Genomic DNA, 13544 nt, shown 5'->3' with positions numbered 1-13544 from the left:
GAAGGCAGAGTCAATGATCAGTAACGTCCTGGTGGCCAATCGCGGCGAGATCGCCCGTCGGGTCTTCGCCACCTGCCGCCGGCTGGGGCTGGGCACCGTCGCGGTCTACACCGACCCCGACGCCGCCATGCCGCACGTCGCCGAAGCCGACGCGAAAGTGCGGCTGCCGCAGACCACGTCCTACCTGTCGGCCGAGACGATCATCGACGCGGCCCGTGCCGCCGGGGCCGACGCCATCCACCCCGGCTACGGATTCCTGTCCGAGAACGCCGATTTCGCCGCCGCAGTGCAGGACGCCGGGTTGACCTGGATCGGGCCGCCGGTGGCCGCGGTGACCTCGATGGGATCCAAGATCGAATCGAAGAAGATGATGGCCGCCGCCGGCGTGCCGGTCCTGGAAGAGCTGGACCCGGCATCGGTCACCGCCGAACAACTTCCGGTGCTGGTGAAGGCCTCCGCCGGCGGCGGCGGCCGCGGCATGCGGGTGGTCACCGAACTGTCGGCCCTGGCCGACGAGGTCGCGGCCGCCCAGCGCGAGGCCGCCTCGGCATTCGGTGACCCCACGGTGTTCTGCGAGCGCTACCTGCCGACCGGCCACCACATCGAGGTCCAGGTGATGGCCGATGCGCACGGCACGGTGTGGCCGGTCGGTGAGCGGGAATGCTCGATTCAGCGCCGTCACCAGAAGATCATCGAGGAGGCTCCCTCTCCCCTGGTGGAGCGCACCCCGGGCATGCGCGCCAAACTCTTCGAGGCGGCCCGGCTGGCGGCGAGCGCGATCGGCTACACCGGTGCCGGCACGGTGGAGTTCTTGGCCGACTCCCGCGGCGAGTTCTACTTCCTGGAGATGAACACCCGGCTGCAGGTCGAGCACCCGGTCACCGAGGAGACCACCGGCGTCGACCTGGTCGAACTGCAGATAGCGGTGGCCGACGGCGCCCGGCTCGACCCCGAACCCCCGCCGGCCCATGGGCATTCGATCGAGGTGCGGCTCTACGCCGAAGACCCGGGCAGCGGCTGGCAGCCGCAGGCCGGCACGGTGCACGCCGTCGACGTGCCCGGCGTCGCGGCGCAGTTCGGCTCGCTGTGCCGACACACCGGCATCCGGCTGGACTCCGGTGTCGTCGACGGATCGACCGTCTCGATCCACTACGACCCGATGCTGGCCAAGGTGATCAGCTACGCGCCGACCCGCCGGCAGGCGGCCACGGTGCTGGCGAGCGCGCTGGCCCGCACCCGACTGCACGGGTTGCGCACCAACCGCGATCTGCTGGTCAACGTGCTGCGCCACCCGGCGTTCCTGGACGGGGCAACCGACACGGCGTTCTTCGACACCCACGGCCTGGCCGAACTGTCCGCGCCGCTGGCCGACACGGCGACGGTGCGCACCGCGGCGGTCGCGGCCGCGCTGGCCGACGCCGCACACAACCGGGCCACCGCCCAGGCGTTCGGCTCCGTTCCCGGCGGCTGGCGCAACGTGCCGTCTGGATTTCAGACCAAGACCTACGCCGCCGACGACGGCACCGAGCATCGGATCGAATACCGTTTCACCCGAACCGGATTGATCGTCAAGGACTGCGATGTCAGGCTGGTCTCGGCCGGCCCCGACGAGGTGGTGCTGGCCGACCCGGCCGGTGTCGCCCGCACGTTCACCGTCGCGCGCTACGGCTCAGCTTCCCAGGACGTCTACGTCGACTCCCCCGCCGGCGGCGTGCACCTGGTGGCGTTGCCTCGCTTCCCGGACCCCGAATCGGCCGTCGAACAGGGATCACTGCTGGCACCGATGCCTGGCAACGTGATCCGACTGGGCGCCGGACTGGGTGACGCGGTGACCGCCGGCCAACCGCTGATCTGGCTGGAAGCCATGAAGATGGAGCACACCATCAGCGCGCCGTCGGACGGGGTGCTCACCCAACTCGACGTCAAGCCCGGCGACCAGGTAGAGGTCGGTGCCGTGCTGGCCCGTGTCGAACAGCAAGCAGAAGGAGACCCAGAATGAGCGACACCAGCTTCATCGAAAACGACGAACGCCGCGCCCTGCGCGATGCCGTCGCGGCGATGGCCTCGAACTACGGCCAGGACTACTACCTGGAGAAGGCCCGCGCCGGGCAGCACACCGACGAACTGTGGAACGAGGCCGGCAAACTCGGCTTCATCGGCGTCAACCTCCCCGAGGAGTACGGCGGTGGCGGCGCCGGCATGTACGAACTGTCGCTGGTCATGGAAGAGATGTCGGCCAACGGGTGTGCGCTGCTGATGATGGTCGTCTCGCCTGCCATCAACGGCACCATCATCTCCAAGTTCGGCACCGACGAGCAGAAGAAGCGGTGGATCCCCGGCATCGCCGACGGATCGCTGACCATGGCGTTCGCCATCACCGAACCGGACGCCGGGTCGAACTCGCACAAGATCACCACCACCGCGCGCCGCGACGGGTCGGACTGGATCCTCAAGGGCCAGAAGACCTTCATCTCCGGTATCGACCAGGCGCAGGCGGTCCTGGTGGTCGGCCGCAGCGAAGACGCCAAGACCGGCAACCTGCGGCCCGCCCTGTTCGTGGTGCCCACCGACACCCCCGGATTGACCTACACCCCGATCGAGATGGAGCTGGTCAGCCCGGAGCGCCAGTTTCAGGTGTTCCTCGACGACGTCCGGCTGCCGGCCGACGCGCTGGTGGGCTCCGAGGACGCCGCCATCGCGCAACTGTTCGCCGGGCTGAACCCCGAACGCATCATGGGCGCGGCCAGCGCGGTCGGCATGGGCCGCTTTGCGATCGGCAAGGCCGTCGACTACGTCAACACCCGTCAGGTGTGGAAGACCCCGATCGGCGCGCACCAGGGCCTGTCGCATCCGCTGGCTGCCAATCACATCGAGATCCAGTTGGCCAAACTGATGATGCAGAAGGCGGCGACGTTGTACGACGCCGGCGACGACTTCGGGGCTGCGGAGGCGGCCAACATGGCCAAATACGCCGCCGGCGAGGCGTCGACGCGGGCGGTCGACCAGGCGGTGCAGTCGCTCGGTGGTAACGGCCTGACCAAGGAATACGGCATCGCCGCGGCGATCACCTCGTCTCGGCTGGCCCGCATCGCGCCGGTGAGCCGGGAGATGATCCTGAACTTCGTCGCGCAGACGTCGCTGGGCCTGCCACGGTCGTACTGATGGACACGCTGGTTTCCTACACCGGTCCCGAGGACACCGCAGACGGCTCGGCCCGGCTGACCCTGGACTCGCCGCACAACCGCAACGCGCTGTCGAGCAGGCTGGTCGCCCAGCTGCACGCGGGCCTGCGCGACGCCGCGGCCGACCCGAACGTGCGGGTGGTGGTGCTCGGACACACCGGCAAGACGTTCTGCGCCGGGGCGGATCTGAGCGAGGCGTCGGGCGGCGATCCCGGCGAGCTCGCCGCCGACCGGGCCCGTGAGATGGCGGCGCTGCTGCGGGCGATCGTCGAGTCGCCGCGACCGGTGATCGCCGCGGTCAACGGCCACGTACGCGCCGGCGGCATGGGGCTGGTCGGCGCGTGCGATATCGCGGTCGCCGGGCCGGCCAGCACCTTCGCGCTGACCGAGGCCCGGATCGGCGTGGCGCCGTCGATCATCTCCCTGACGCTGCTGCCGAAGCTGTCGGCCAGGGCAGCGGCGCGCTACTACCTGACCGGGGAGAAATTCGGCGCCGCCGAAGCCGCGAAGATCGGGCTGATCACGCTGGCCGCCGAGGATGTGGAGGCGACCGTCGCGGGCCTGGTCGCCGATCTGCGGCTCGGATCTCCGCAGGGGCTGGCGGCCTCCAAGGCGCTGACCACCGCGGCGGTACTGGCCGGGTTCGACCGGGATGCCGAACGGCTCAGCGTCGCCTCAGCGCGGATGTTCGTCTCCGCGGAGGCCCGCGAAGGCATGCTCGCCTTCCTGCAGAAGCGTCCCCCCAGCTGGGCCGGCTGACACCCTCACGCCGGCCCGTCGCGCTCCGGTTCGCCGGGCACTTTGGGGCAACCCTGCTCGTGGCAAATCAGTTCGTCGTAGGCTGTCTAGCCAATGAGAAACTCAGCCCGGCGAAGCGACGAGACCCACGGCACGCCCTCGCGTGCCGCGGACACCGACCGGATCCAGCTGGCGCAGCTGCTCGGCGACGCCGCTGCGCAGGGCCAACTGCCGATGAGCGAGTATGAGGACCGGCTGGCCAAGGCCTATGCGGCGCAGACCTACGACGAGCTCGACCGGCTGCGTGCCGACCTTCCGGGTTCTTCGGTATGCCCGCACCGCGGCGGCGACTGCAAACCCGCGCCCTCGACACTGCTGCTGGCGATCATGAGTTCGTTCGAGCGGCGCGGGCGGTGGAACGTACCCAAGCGGCTGACCACGTTCTCGCTGTGGGGCGGCGGCGTCATCGACCTGCGCTACGCCGACTTCACCGCACCCGACGTCGAGATCAACGCCTACTCGATCATGGGCGGGCAGACCATTCTGTTGCCGCCGGAAGTCAACGTCGACATCCAGGGGCATGGCGTCATGGGCGGCTTCGACCAGCGTGTCGAGGGCCGGGGCACGCCGGGCGCCCCGACGGTGCGAATCCGCGGCTTTGCACTGTGGGGCGGAGTGGGCATCAAGCGCAAACAGCGCAAGTCGCGCAGCTGAGGGTGCTAGGGCCTCCGTCGACTGATCACGACGGCGGATCGCGGTAGAGCGCCGGATCGTCGAGCTGGCCCAGTAGTGCGGTCAACTGGTCCACGAGCTGATCGGGCTGCAGGTGTATGTCACCGGCCAGCCAGGCACCGATCGTCTGTGCCACCCCGCCGACCACGAAATGGGCGGCCGCCTTGATCCGGTCGTTGCCCGGCACCCGGAGCACGTTTTCGACGTGGCGGCCGGACAGCATCGCGAACAGCGCACTCGACTGCGCCCGTTTGCGTACCAGCAACGCGTTGGTCAGCCGGGTGCTGAACAAGATCCTGCCGACACGGGCGTCTCCGGCGATGGCCGCCACCAGGTGGGCCATGCCGGCGCGCGTCTGTTCGGCGGGAGGCGCCGCGGCCACGGCCTCCTGGGTGCTGGCGGCCAGGTCATTGACCACCCACTCGAAGACGGCCGCGACGAACTCGTCCTTGTCGGTGAAACTCTCGTAGAAATAGCGGGACGCCACCCCGGCCCGGCGGCACAGCGCGCGAACGGTCAATGCGGGCATCTCGCGCCCGCCGAGCAGATCGAGGCCGGCGACTAGCAGCCGTTCTCGGCGTTCGGCCAGCCGATCTGCGGCCTGCACCCCCCGGTACGGGCGCTCCGGCGCAACGCTCCCCATACCCACCATGTTGACAGCGGGCCCCAGGCTCGGCAATATCAGGAAACCGATGTTCTCACAATTGCGAGGGGTGCAGCCATGACGATCAGCGAACCGATCCCGTTGGTGGAGCGTTCGGTGAGCGATTCGACGAGCACACAACCCGCACCTCATCGGCGGTCGTTGCTGCCGCAGGTCTCCTGCACCGACAACATGATGATGGGTGTGGCGCTGTTGGCCGGGCCCGCCAACGTGATCATGCAACTCGCCCGTCCCGGCGTGGGTTATGGCGTGCTGGAGAGCCGCGTCGAAAGCGGGCGCGTCGACCTGCATCCGATCAAGCGGGCTCGCACCACGTTCACCTATCTGGTCGTCGCCACCCAGGGCAGCGACGAGCAGAAGGCCGCGTTCCGCGAGGCGGTCAACAGTGCGCACCGCCAGGTTCGCTCGACGGCCGACAGCCCGGTGAAGTACAACGCCTTCGACCGCGATCTGCAGCTGTGGGTGGGCGCCTGCCTGTACAAGGGCAACGTCGACGTGCACCGTATCTTCCTCGGTGAGATGGACGACGAGCACGCCGACCGGCACTACCACAATGAGGGCAAGGCCATGGCCACCATGCTCCAGGTCCCCGAGGACATGTGGCCGGCGGATCGGGCCGCTTTCGACCGGTACTGGCAGGAGCAGCTGGACAAGGTGCACATCGACGACACCGTCCGCGACTACCTGCTTCCCATCGCCGCCAGCCGATTGCGCGGCATGACCCTGCCGGGACCGCTACAGCGGGCGAACGAACGGCTCGCCCTGTTGATCACCACCGGATTCCTGCCGCAGCGCTTCCGCGACGAGATGCAGTTGCCGTGGGACGCGGACAAGCAACGCCAGTTCGACCGGTTGATGGGCGTGATTCGAGGGGTCAACAACCTGCTGCCGAAATTCCTGCGCGGCTTCCCGTTCAATGTGCTGCTGTGGGACGTCGACCGGCGTATCCGCACCGGCCGCCCGCTGGTGTAGCGACCGGGTGAATTGACGCCTGCCCACCGATCGCTACGCTCTTACAGAGCTGGTGCACCAGGAAGGCGGTAGGCGATGCACGTCGACCCTCAGGCATTGCGCACCGGGGCCAACGTGTCCGATGACGCCGGTGGCCACGCCCGCAACGGTGCGCAGCGGCTGGGATCCGCCGGTGTGGCCGCCGGGATTTTCGGCGACTTCGACGACGCACACAGCTTCCACGCCGCGTTGGGCAGCGCCAAGGACGGCCACCGCGACGCGCTGCAGGGCCACCATCAGAACCTGACCGGCATCGCCGAGAACGTGCGCACCGCCGCGACGGCCTTCACCCGCATGGACAACGACAACGCCGAACAACTGCGAGACGTAATCGGGCCCGTTCCCGGGCGGTGAGCCGCCCGCGCCTGCAACGCCAGGCCGGATTTCCCGCGCAAGCCCCGGCCGAAGATCGCGCCCGATTCCGCCCTGCGAGAATGCAGCCATGGTCGAGCAGAGCCTCTGGATGCAAAAGGTCGCCGCCGATCCCGGGCACTCACAGTGGTATATCGAGCGCTTCCGTCAAATGGCCCGCGCCGGTAACGATCTGGCCGGCGAAGCACGATTCATCGACGCGATGGCGTCGCGTGGCGCTCGCATCCTCGATGCCGGCTGCGGCCCGGGCCGGGTGGCCGGCCTGTTGTCCGCGGCCGGTCACGACGTGGTGGGTGTCGACGTCGATCCGGAGCTCATCGAGGCGGCCGAACACGATCATCCGGGCCCGCGCTACCTGGTCGGTGACCTGGCCGAACTCGACCTGCCCGCTCGCGGTATCCCCGAACCGTTCGAGGTGATCGTGTCAGCCGGCAATGTCATGACGTTCGTGGCACCGAGCACCCGCGTCGAGGTGCTGCGCCGGTTGCGCGCGCACTGCGCCGACGACGGACGAACCGTGATCGGTTTCGGCGCCGATCGGGACTATGAGTTCGACCAGTTCCTCGACGACGCGGCGACCACCGGATTCGCGGTCGACCTGCTGCTGGGCACCTGGGATCTGCGGCCCTTCACCGCCGATTCCGACTTTCTGGTCGCCGTGCTGCGCCCAGGTCAGCGCGAAGCCTGATCCTCCTCCTCGGTGAGCTCGACCAACTGGTCGACGGCCAGCACCTCGGTCATGTCCTGCTCCTGGTAGGCCAGTCGACCCACCCGGTGGGCGACAACCGGCGCCGTGATCAGGGTGAAGATGATGCTCACGGTCACCATCCCGGCATCGTGGCTGCCGCGTAGCCGGATCAACGCGGCGACCAGCACCAGTATCAGTCCCAGCACCTGCGGTTTGGTGGCCGAATGCATCCGGGCCAACGTGTCCGGGAAGCGCACCACCCCGATCGCCGCGGTCAGCGCCAGCACCGCCCCGGCAAGACCCAACACACTGGCGAACAGGTCCAGCACGATCATGACTGCCCCCCCGAGTCCAGCGGCGTGTCCGGCACCCGGAAGCGGGCCACACTGACCGATCCGATGAAGCCGACCAGGGCCAGCGCCGCCAGGCTGTAGGTCACGGTGGTGTCCCGGCTGACCGCAGCCCAAATACCGATGCCGCACATGGTCATCGCGGCCAGCGTGTCCAAGGCCACCAGTCGGTCCAGCGTGCTGGGCCCGGCCAGCAGCCGATACATGGTGATGACCGCCGCGAAACCCAGCAGAACGCCCGCGGTGCCCCAGATCACGGTCATGCGCCTGCTCCCGCCGGCAGCCAGTCCTCGTCGCGCTCGAACGCGTCGATCAACAGCCGCTCCACCTGCGCAGCCTGGTGGTAGAACCGCTCGACGGAACGAGCATTTCCAACATCGATCACGTGGCAATACAGGATGCGCCGTACCTGGTCGATCTCCAGCACCATCGATCCGGGAATCAGCGTGGTGATGCCGGCCGCCAACACCAACACCAGATCCGATTTGATGGTCAGCGGCACCCGCAGCACCCCGGTCTGCGGCGGCGGGCCGGGTCTGATCGCCAGCCACATCAACTGGCCACTGGACACCACCAGGTACCACGCGAACAGCCCCAGCAGCTTGAGTGCCGACCACGGATGCACCTTGCCCTGCACCGGTACCGGCGGCAGTGGCAGCAGCACCATGATGACCACGGCGACCGCGATCCCGACGACGAGGTTGGGGATCGTGAAGCGGCCCCACAGCAACGTCCAGATGACGGACAGGCCACACAACGCAGCGATCCGTAGCGCGATCGGCCTCACGGCGCACCTCCTGCCAACACGGCCGAGATGTATTCACCACGGTCGAGCACCTCGGCTGCGGCGCGTTCGGCGTAACCGAAGATCGGGCCCGCCATGACGGTGAACGCCAGCCCCAGCACGATCAGGCCGACCGTCGGCACCACCATCCCGATGGGCATCCGGCCCACATCAGCGCGGTCGTCGAAGGCGACCTCGCCGATGTCATCGAGCAGCACCGGCGGTGCGGCGCGCACCAGCTCTCCCTCGGGAGCATCACTGCGCAACCGCCAGAACGCCCGGGTCCACACCCGCGCCAGCACGAACAGGGTCAGCAGACTGGTCACCACCGCGCCGCCCACCAGGCACCAGGCCAGCACCGACCCGTCGCGAACCCCGGCCTGCAATACCGCCGTCTTGCCGATGAAGCCCGAGAACGGCGGAATACCACCGAGATTGAACGCCGGGGCCAGGAACATGAACGCCAGCAACGGATTGGCCACCAAACCGCCGAGCCGTTTCAGCGACGATGCGCCGCCCTGGCGTTCGATCAATCCGGCCGCCAGGAACAATGTGGTCATCACGATAATGTGGTGCATCACGTAGAAGATGGCGCCGGACATGCCCAATTCGCTCGACAACGCCACCCCGAACACCATGAAACCGATGTGGCTGACCAGCGTGAAGGACAGCACCCGTTTGATGTCGCTTTGCGCGATGGCGCCGAAGATACCGGCCAGCATGGTGAGCAACGCCCCGACCAGCAGCACCGAGTCCAGCCCGGCGTCGGGGAACAGCAGCGAATGGGCGCGGATGATCGCGTAGACACCGACTTTGGTCAGGATGCCGGCGAACACGGCGGTGATCGGGGCGGGCGCGGTGGGATAGGAATCGGGCAACCAGGCCGACAGCGGGAAGACCGCGGCTTTGATGCCAAACCCCACCAGGAACACCGCGAACACCGCGCTGCGGGTGCCGTCTGGCATGCCGGTGGTGCGAACGGCCAACTCAGCCAGGTTCAGCGTGCCGGTCGAGGCGTAGACCAGCGCGATGCCGAGCAGGAAGATCAACGACGACGTCATGGACACCATCACGTAGCCGATACCGGCCCGGATCCGTTCTGCGCTCGCACCGATGGTCAGCAACACGAAGCTGGCAGCCAACAGCATCTCGAACCCGACGAAGAGGTTGAACAGGTCACCGGCCAGGAACGCCAGGGAGACACCGGCCGACAGCGTCAAATATGTGGGCAGGAAGATCGACACCGGTTGCCGGTCGTCACCGTCGCGGACCCCCTGTCCGATGGCGTAGACGATCACCGCCAGCAGCACAACCGCCGACACGATCAGCATCAGTGCCGACAGCCGGTCGACCACCAGGGTGATGCCGAGCGGCCCGCGCCCGCCCTCGGTCGGGCCCCAGCCGCCGACGTGCAACGCCAGGGTGCCCTCTCGGTCGGACAGGAACAGCAGTGCGGCGGTGACCGCGACATCCGCGGCCAACGTACCGATGGTGATCGGCTGCTGCAGCTTGGGACGCCGGCCGACGATCAGGGTCAGTGCAGCGCCCAGCGTGGGCAGTAGTACCGGAAGCGGGATCAGGGCAGCAGCGATACTCACCGCGACACCCCGCTTTCCGCGACAGTGCTTTCCACGACGGCGTCCAATTCACCGGGCGCCACCGGCTCACTGTGGTCGGCCTCGGCGGCGATGATCTCCTCGTCGGAGAGCTGGGACAGCCGGATCGCCTCCTCGTCGTCACCGATGTCGTCGTCGGTGGTCAGGTGGTAGGAGCGGTAGGTCAGGGCCAGCACGAATGCGGCGATGCCCATGGTGATGACGATGGCGGTCAGCACCATGGCCTGGGCCAGCGGGTCGGCGTCGTTTTCCATGCCCTCGGTGCTGTGGTAGATCGGCGGGCTGCCGCCCGGTCCGGAAACATCGATGATCAGCAGGTTGATGGCATTGCCGATCATCATCAGGCCCAGCAACGATCGGGTGAGGTTGCGCTCCAGCAGCATGTACACCCCGCAGGACGTGAGTCCGGCGGCCATCAACAAGGGAACCAGATGTGCGGTCATGGTGTCCTCACCACCGGGCGTTGCGCAGGTCGCTGCTCGGCCACCTGGTCGAGTCGGGCACCGAGGCTGCGCAGGACGTCGAGCACCATGCCGACCACGACCAGATACACCCCCACATCGAAGAACAACGAAGTCACCAGCTTGACCTGGCCCACTATCGGCAGGCTGAACGACAGCGCCGCCGACGACAGCACCGGTGCACCGAGGAACAGCGACGCCAGCGCCGTGGCGGCCACCATGCTCAGGCCCACGCCCAGGATTTTGCCGGAGTCCAGCGGCAGTGTCTCGCCGAGCTCGTATCGCCCGCCCGCCAGATAGCGCAGCGCCAGCGCCAGTCCGGCAGCCAATCCGCCGGCGAAACCGCCGCCCGGATTGTTGTGCCCGGCGAACAGGAAATAGACCGAGACGACCATGATCAGCGGGAAGATCATCCGGCTCGCGACCTCCAACACCAGCGACCGCTGATCGGGATCGTGGTAGGCGCTGCCGCGCAGCCAGGTGGTGGACCCGATCGCGGGGCTGTACGGCGTGGCGACCCGGGGATCCATCCGATGCGCATCGGGATCGGCGGTCCGAGGGGCCCGCCCGAATCGGCGAGTTCGGAACACCATCGAGGCCACTCCGGTGGCCGCCACCAGCAACACCGAGATCTCTCCGAGGGTGTCCCAGGCCCGGATGTCGACCAGGATCACGTTGACGGCGTTGGCGCCGTAGCCGCGCAGATAGGCCGCGGAGGGCAACAGATCGGCGACGCCATCGCTGGTGCGGGCCGCCATCGCGAAGGCCCCCAGCACAGCGACGCTGGCGCCGACCATGATGGACAACACCGCCCGCGACAGCCGGTTCGTCTCCATCGTGGGACGCGCGGTCTCCGCCGGCAGCGTCCGCAGCACCAGCACGAAGATCACCACGGTCACGGTCTCGACGAGCAACTGGGTCAAGGCCAGGTCGGGGGCACCGTGAAAAGCGAACGCCACGGCGCAGCCGTACCCGGTCACCCCGACCATCAGCACCGCAGACAGCCGGTTGCGAGCCACGGTCGCACCGATCCCGCCGGCGACCACCAGCACCGCCACGGTGAGCTGCAACGGGGTGTCCCACAGCTGCAGGTCGACCCGGTCACGCGCACCCAGCATCAGCGCGGCCAGCGGCAGCACCACCAGCGTCACGAATATCACCGCTTGGTTGAACGGCAGCGAGCCACGCTGGGTGATCGCGGTCACCCGGACCGCAGCCACATCGAGCAACCGGATGAAATCGTCGTACATTTCGTCGGCCTTGCCCAGCGGAAGTCGGCGCAACCGGCTCAGGCCCAGCGGGCCGCGCGCGGCGAACACACTGAAGCCCACCAGCAGCACCATCGCCGAGAGCAGTACCGGTAGCCCCGCGCCGTGCCACAACGCAAGGTGGTAGCCGGAGCCGTCGGGCATCGTGTCGGCGTAGCCGTGCAACACCGTGTCCAGCCCGATCGACCACAACCCGAGGCCCAGGCTGGCGGCGGCCAACACCGCGGGGGCCGCCAAGAACGCCGCAGTCGGTCGGTGCAGTTCGGCGACATGCGTGCTGGGCTCGGGCAGGCCTTTGCCGGCGAAGCCGCCCCAGACGAACCGCGCACTGTAGATCACGGTGAATACCGAGGCAACCACCGCGGCACCCAATACATACGGGCTGGAAGAGCCCAACGACGGGGCTCCGGCCTCGGTCCCGAAAATCGTCTCCTTGGCGATGAAACCCACGAACGGCGGCACCCCGGCCATGCTGGCGGCCGCGGCGGCGGCAATCACGAACAGTCCCGGAGCGCGGCGACCCAGGCCGGCCAGCTCCCGCAGGTCGCGGGTGCCGGTGGCATGGTCGATGATCCCCACCACCATGAACAGCGTCGCCTTGGCCGCCGCGTGGGCACACATGGCGGTCAGACCGGCCAACATCAGGTCGCCGCCACCGGCGCCGACCAGTGTGATCATCAGACCCAACTGGCTGACGGTGCTGTAGGCCAGCAGCAGCTTCAAGTCGTATTCGCGGACCGCGCGCCAGCCGGCGAGCAGGGCGGTGGCCAGGCCCAGCACCAGCACCGTCGGCCGCCATCCCGGTGAGTCGGCGAACGCCGGGGTCAGCCGCGCCACCAGATAGATCCCGGCCTTGACCATCGCCGCGGCGTGCAGGTAGGCGCTGACCGGCGTCGGCGCCGCCATCGCGCCCGGCAGCCAGAAATGCAACGGGATGATCGCCGACTTGCTGAGCGCCCCGACCAGGACCAACAGCACGCCGACCGTGACCACCGTGCCGGACGGCGGACTCGCCACCAGCTCCGACAGCAGGTAAGTCCCCGCCGTCTCACCCAGCATGATCAGGCCGACCAGCATCGCCAGGCCGCCGGCGGTGGTCACCACCAACGCCTGGATGGCAGCGCGGCGGTTGATGGCACGTTCGGCGTAGTGACCGATCAGCAGGAACGACAACACCGTGGTCATTTCCCAGAACACGTACAGCACCAGCATGTTGTCGGCGACCATCAACCCGAACATGGAACCGGCGAATCCGACCATCTTCGCGGCGAACCCGGGCAGCCGCGGATCGAGGTCACAGTGGGGGCTGACGGGGCGGAAGTACTCGGCGCAGTAGAACAGCACCAGGGCGCCGATCCCCAGTGCCAGCACGCTCATGATCGCGGCCAGCGAGTCGAAGCGCAGGTCGATGTCCATCGACAGCCCGGGCACCCAGGACACCGTCGTTCGTCGATCGTCGGCCGGGCCGGTGGGCCAGTTCGCCACCACCCACACCAGCGATACCAGCGGGATCGCTCCCAGCGGATAGAACGCCGCCCGTCCCCATCTGCGCACCATCAGCGGAGCCAAAGCCGTGCCGACAGTATGGGCAAGCAGTATCGCTAGCATCACGCTCCACGGGACAAATTGATCCCGGCAACGGAATCAGTTCTAGTACGAACGTCGGACACATGAGCGG

At 68.1% G+C, this 13544-nt stretch carries 14 protein-coding genes; 7 read left to right on the top strand and 7 right to left on the bottom strand.

All coding sequences use genetic code 11. The features are described from left to right. The first annotated feature begins 13 nt into the window (after positions 1–13). The 4 genes from BST10_RS15220 to BST10_RS15205 all read left to right on the top strand — a co-directional run bounded on the left by BST10_RS15220 (position 14) and on the right by BST10_RS15205 (position 4634). A complete protein-coding gene (locus BST10_RS15220; RefSeq protein WP_083038722.1) occupies positions 14–1999 on the top strand; it encodes an acetyl/propionyl/methylcrotonyl-CoA carboxylase subunit alpha in 1986 nt (661 codons plus the stop codon). Then, positions 1996–3162 (top strand): acyl-CoA dehydrogenase family protein, encoded by a 1167-nt coding sequence (locus tag BST10_RS15215; RefSeq protein ID WP_083038720.1) that lies wholly within the window; start codon positions 1996–1998, stop codon positions 3160–3162. The genes BST10_RS15220 and BST10_RS15215 overlap by 4 nt, the downstream gene beginning before the upstream one ends. Continuing rightward, a complete protein-coding gene (locus tag BST10_RS15210; RefSeq protein WP_083038718.1) occupies positions 3162–3941 on the top strand; it encodes an enoyl-CoA hydratase family protein in 780 nt (259 codons plus the stop codon). The genes BST10_RS15215 and BST10_RS15210 overlap by 1 nt, the downstream gene beginning before the upstream one ends. 93 nt (positions 3942–4034) lie before the next feature. After that, positions 4035–4634 (top strand): DUF1707 SHOCT-like domain-containing protein, encoded by a 600-nt coding sequence (locus BST10_RS15205; RefSeq protein WP_013827866.1) that lies wholly within the window; start codon positions 4035–4037, stop codon positions 4632–4634. A gap of 25 nt (positions 4635–4659) precedes the next feature. On the opposite strand, the gene BST10_RS15200 is transcribed toward BST10_RS15205, so the two are convergent. Beyond that, positions 4660–5304, bottom strand: a complete 645-nt coding sequence (locus BST10_RS15200; protein WP_041317239.1) for a TetR/AcrR family transcriptional regulator — start codon at positions 5302–5304, stop codon at positions 4660–4662. Positions 5305–5373: 69 nt separating this feature from the next. On the opposite strand from BST10_RS15200, the gene BST10_RS15195 reads away from it, so the two are divergent. From BST10_RS15195 to BST10_RS15185, 3 genes are all read left to right on the top strand, one after another. Continuing rightward, entirely contained in the window at positions 5374–6288 is a 915-nt protein-coding gene (locus tag BST10_RS15195; protein ID WP_013827864.1) for an oxygenase MpaB family protein, read from the top strand. Positions 6289–6363: 75 nt separating this feature from the next. After that, positions 6364–6681 carry a DUF2563 family protein gene (locus BST10_RS15190; protein WP_083038716.1) on the top strand — a complete coding sequence of 106 codons (318 nt, stop codon included), beginning with the start codon at positions 6364–6366 and terminating at the stop codon, positions 6679–6681. A gap of 88 nt (positions 6682–6769) precedes the next feature. Continuing rightward, positions 6770–7387, top strand: a complete 618-nt coding sequence (locus BST10_RS15185) for a class I SAM-dependent methyltransferase (RefSeq protein ID WP_013827862.1) — start codon at positions 6770–6772, stop codon at positions 7385–7387. Here the strand turns inward: BST10_RS15185 and mnhG are convergent. From mnhG to BST10_RS15155, 6 genes are read right to left on the bottom strand one after another with little or no spacing between them, the layout of a single operon-like run. Next, entirely contained in the window at positions 7372–7722 is a 351-nt protein-coding gene (gene mnhG, locus BST10_RS15180) for a monovalent cation/H(+) antiporter subunit G (RefSeq protein WP_013827861.1), read from the bottom strand. The genes BST10_RS15185 and mnhG overlap by 16 nt on opposite strands. Beyond that, positions 7719–8000 carry a monovalent cation/H+ antiporter complex subunit F gene (locus BST10_RS15175; RefSeq protein ID WP_013827860.1) on the bottom strand — a complete coding sequence of 94 codons (282 nt, stop codon included), beginning with the start codon at positions 7998–8000 and terminating at the stop codon, positions 7719–7721. Before BST10_RS15175 ends, mnhG begins: the two co-directional genes overlap by 4 nt. Then, complete coding sequence (locus tag BST10_RS15170) at positions 7997–8524, bottom strand: Na+/H+ antiporter subunit E (protein WP_013827859.1); 528 nt, start codon at positions 8522–8524, stop codon at positions 7997–7999. The genes BST10_RS15175 and BST10_RS15170 overlap by 4 nt, the downstream gene beginning before the upstream one ends. After that, entirely contained in the window at positions 8521–10119 is a 1599-nt protein-coding gene (locus BST10_RS15165) for a Na+/H+ antiporter subunit D (protein WP_083038714.1), read from the bottom strand. Before BST10_RS15165 ends, BST10_RS15170 begins: the two co-directional genes overlap by 4 nt. Then, entirely contained in the window at positions 10116–10580 is a 465-nt protein-coding gene (locus BST10_RS15160) for a Na(+)/H(+) antiporter subunit C (protein WP_083038713.1), read from the bottom strand. Before BST10_RS15160 ends, BST10_RS15165 begins: the two co-directional genes overlap by 4 nt. Beyond that, complete coding sequence (locus BST10_RS15155; protein ID WP_083038804.1) at positions 10577–13474, bottom strand: Na+/H+ antiporter subunit A; 2898 nt, start codon at positions 13472–13474, stop codon at positions 10577–10579. The genes BST10_RS15160 and BST10_RS15155 overlap by 4 nt, the downstream gene beginning before the upstream one ends. Between the last annotated feature and the right edge of the window lie 70 nt (positions 13475–13544).

The sequence above is a fragment of the Mycolicibacter algericus DSM 45454 genome, assembly GCF_002086455.1.
Taxonomy (GTDB): Bacteria; Actinomycetota; Actinomycetes; order Mycobacteriales; family Mycobacteriaceae; genus Mycobacterium; species Mycobacterium algericum.
Note: the sequence above shows the minus strand (reverse complement) of the source record. Positions and strands in the feature narration are given on the sequence as shown.

Bases quoted from the DNA above. Each gene is read 5' to 3' on its own strand.
- BST10_RS15220 (WP_083038722.1), top strand. From the start codon at position 14: ATGATCAGTAACGTCCTGGTGGCCAATCGCGGCGAGATCGCCCGTCGG.
- BST10_RS15215 (WP_083038720.1), top strand. From the start codon at position 1,996: ATGAGCGACACCAGCTTCATCGAAAACGACGAACGCCGCGCCCTGCGC.
- BST10_RS15210 (WP_083038718.1), top strand. From the start codon at position 3,162: ATGGACACGCTGGTTTCCTACACCGGTCCCGAGGACACCGCAGACGGC.
- BST10_RS15205 (WP_013827866.1), top strand. From the start codon at position 4,035: ATGAGAAACTCAGCCCGGCGAAGCGACGAGACCCACGGCACGCCCTCG.
- BST10_RS15200 (WP_041317239.1), bottom strand. From the start codon at position 5,304: ATGGTGGGTATGGGGAGCGTTGCGCCGGAGCGCCCGTACCGGGGGGTG.
- BST10_RS15195 (WP_013827864.1), top strand. From the start codon at position 5,374: ATGACGATCAGCGAACCGATCCCGTTGGTGGAGCGTTCGGTGAGCGAT.
- BST10_RS15190 (WP_083038716.1), top strand. From the start codon at position 6,364: ATGCACGTCGACCCTCAGGCATTGCGCACCGGGGCCAACGTGTCCGAT.
- BST10_RS15185 (WP_013827862.1), top strand. From the start codon at position 6,770: ATGGTCGAGCAGAGCCTCTGGATGCAAAAGGTCGCCGCCGATCCCGGG.
- mnhG (WP_013827861.1), bottom strand. From the start codon at position 7,722: ATGATCGTGCTGGACCTGTTCGCCAGTGTGTTGGGTCTTGCCGGGGCG.
- BST10_RS15175 (WP_013827860.1), bottom strand. From the start codon at position 8,000: ATGACCGTGATCTGGGGCACCGCGGGCGTTCTGCTGGGTTTCGCGGCG.
- BST10_RS15160 (WP_083038713.1), bottom strand. From the start codon at position 10,580: ATGACCGCACATCTGGTTCCCTTGTTGATGGCCGCCGGACTCACGTCC.
- BST10_RS15155 (WP_083038804.1), bottom strand. From the start codon at position 13,474: ATGCTAGCGATACTGCTTGCCCATACTGTCGGCACGGCTTTGGCTCCG.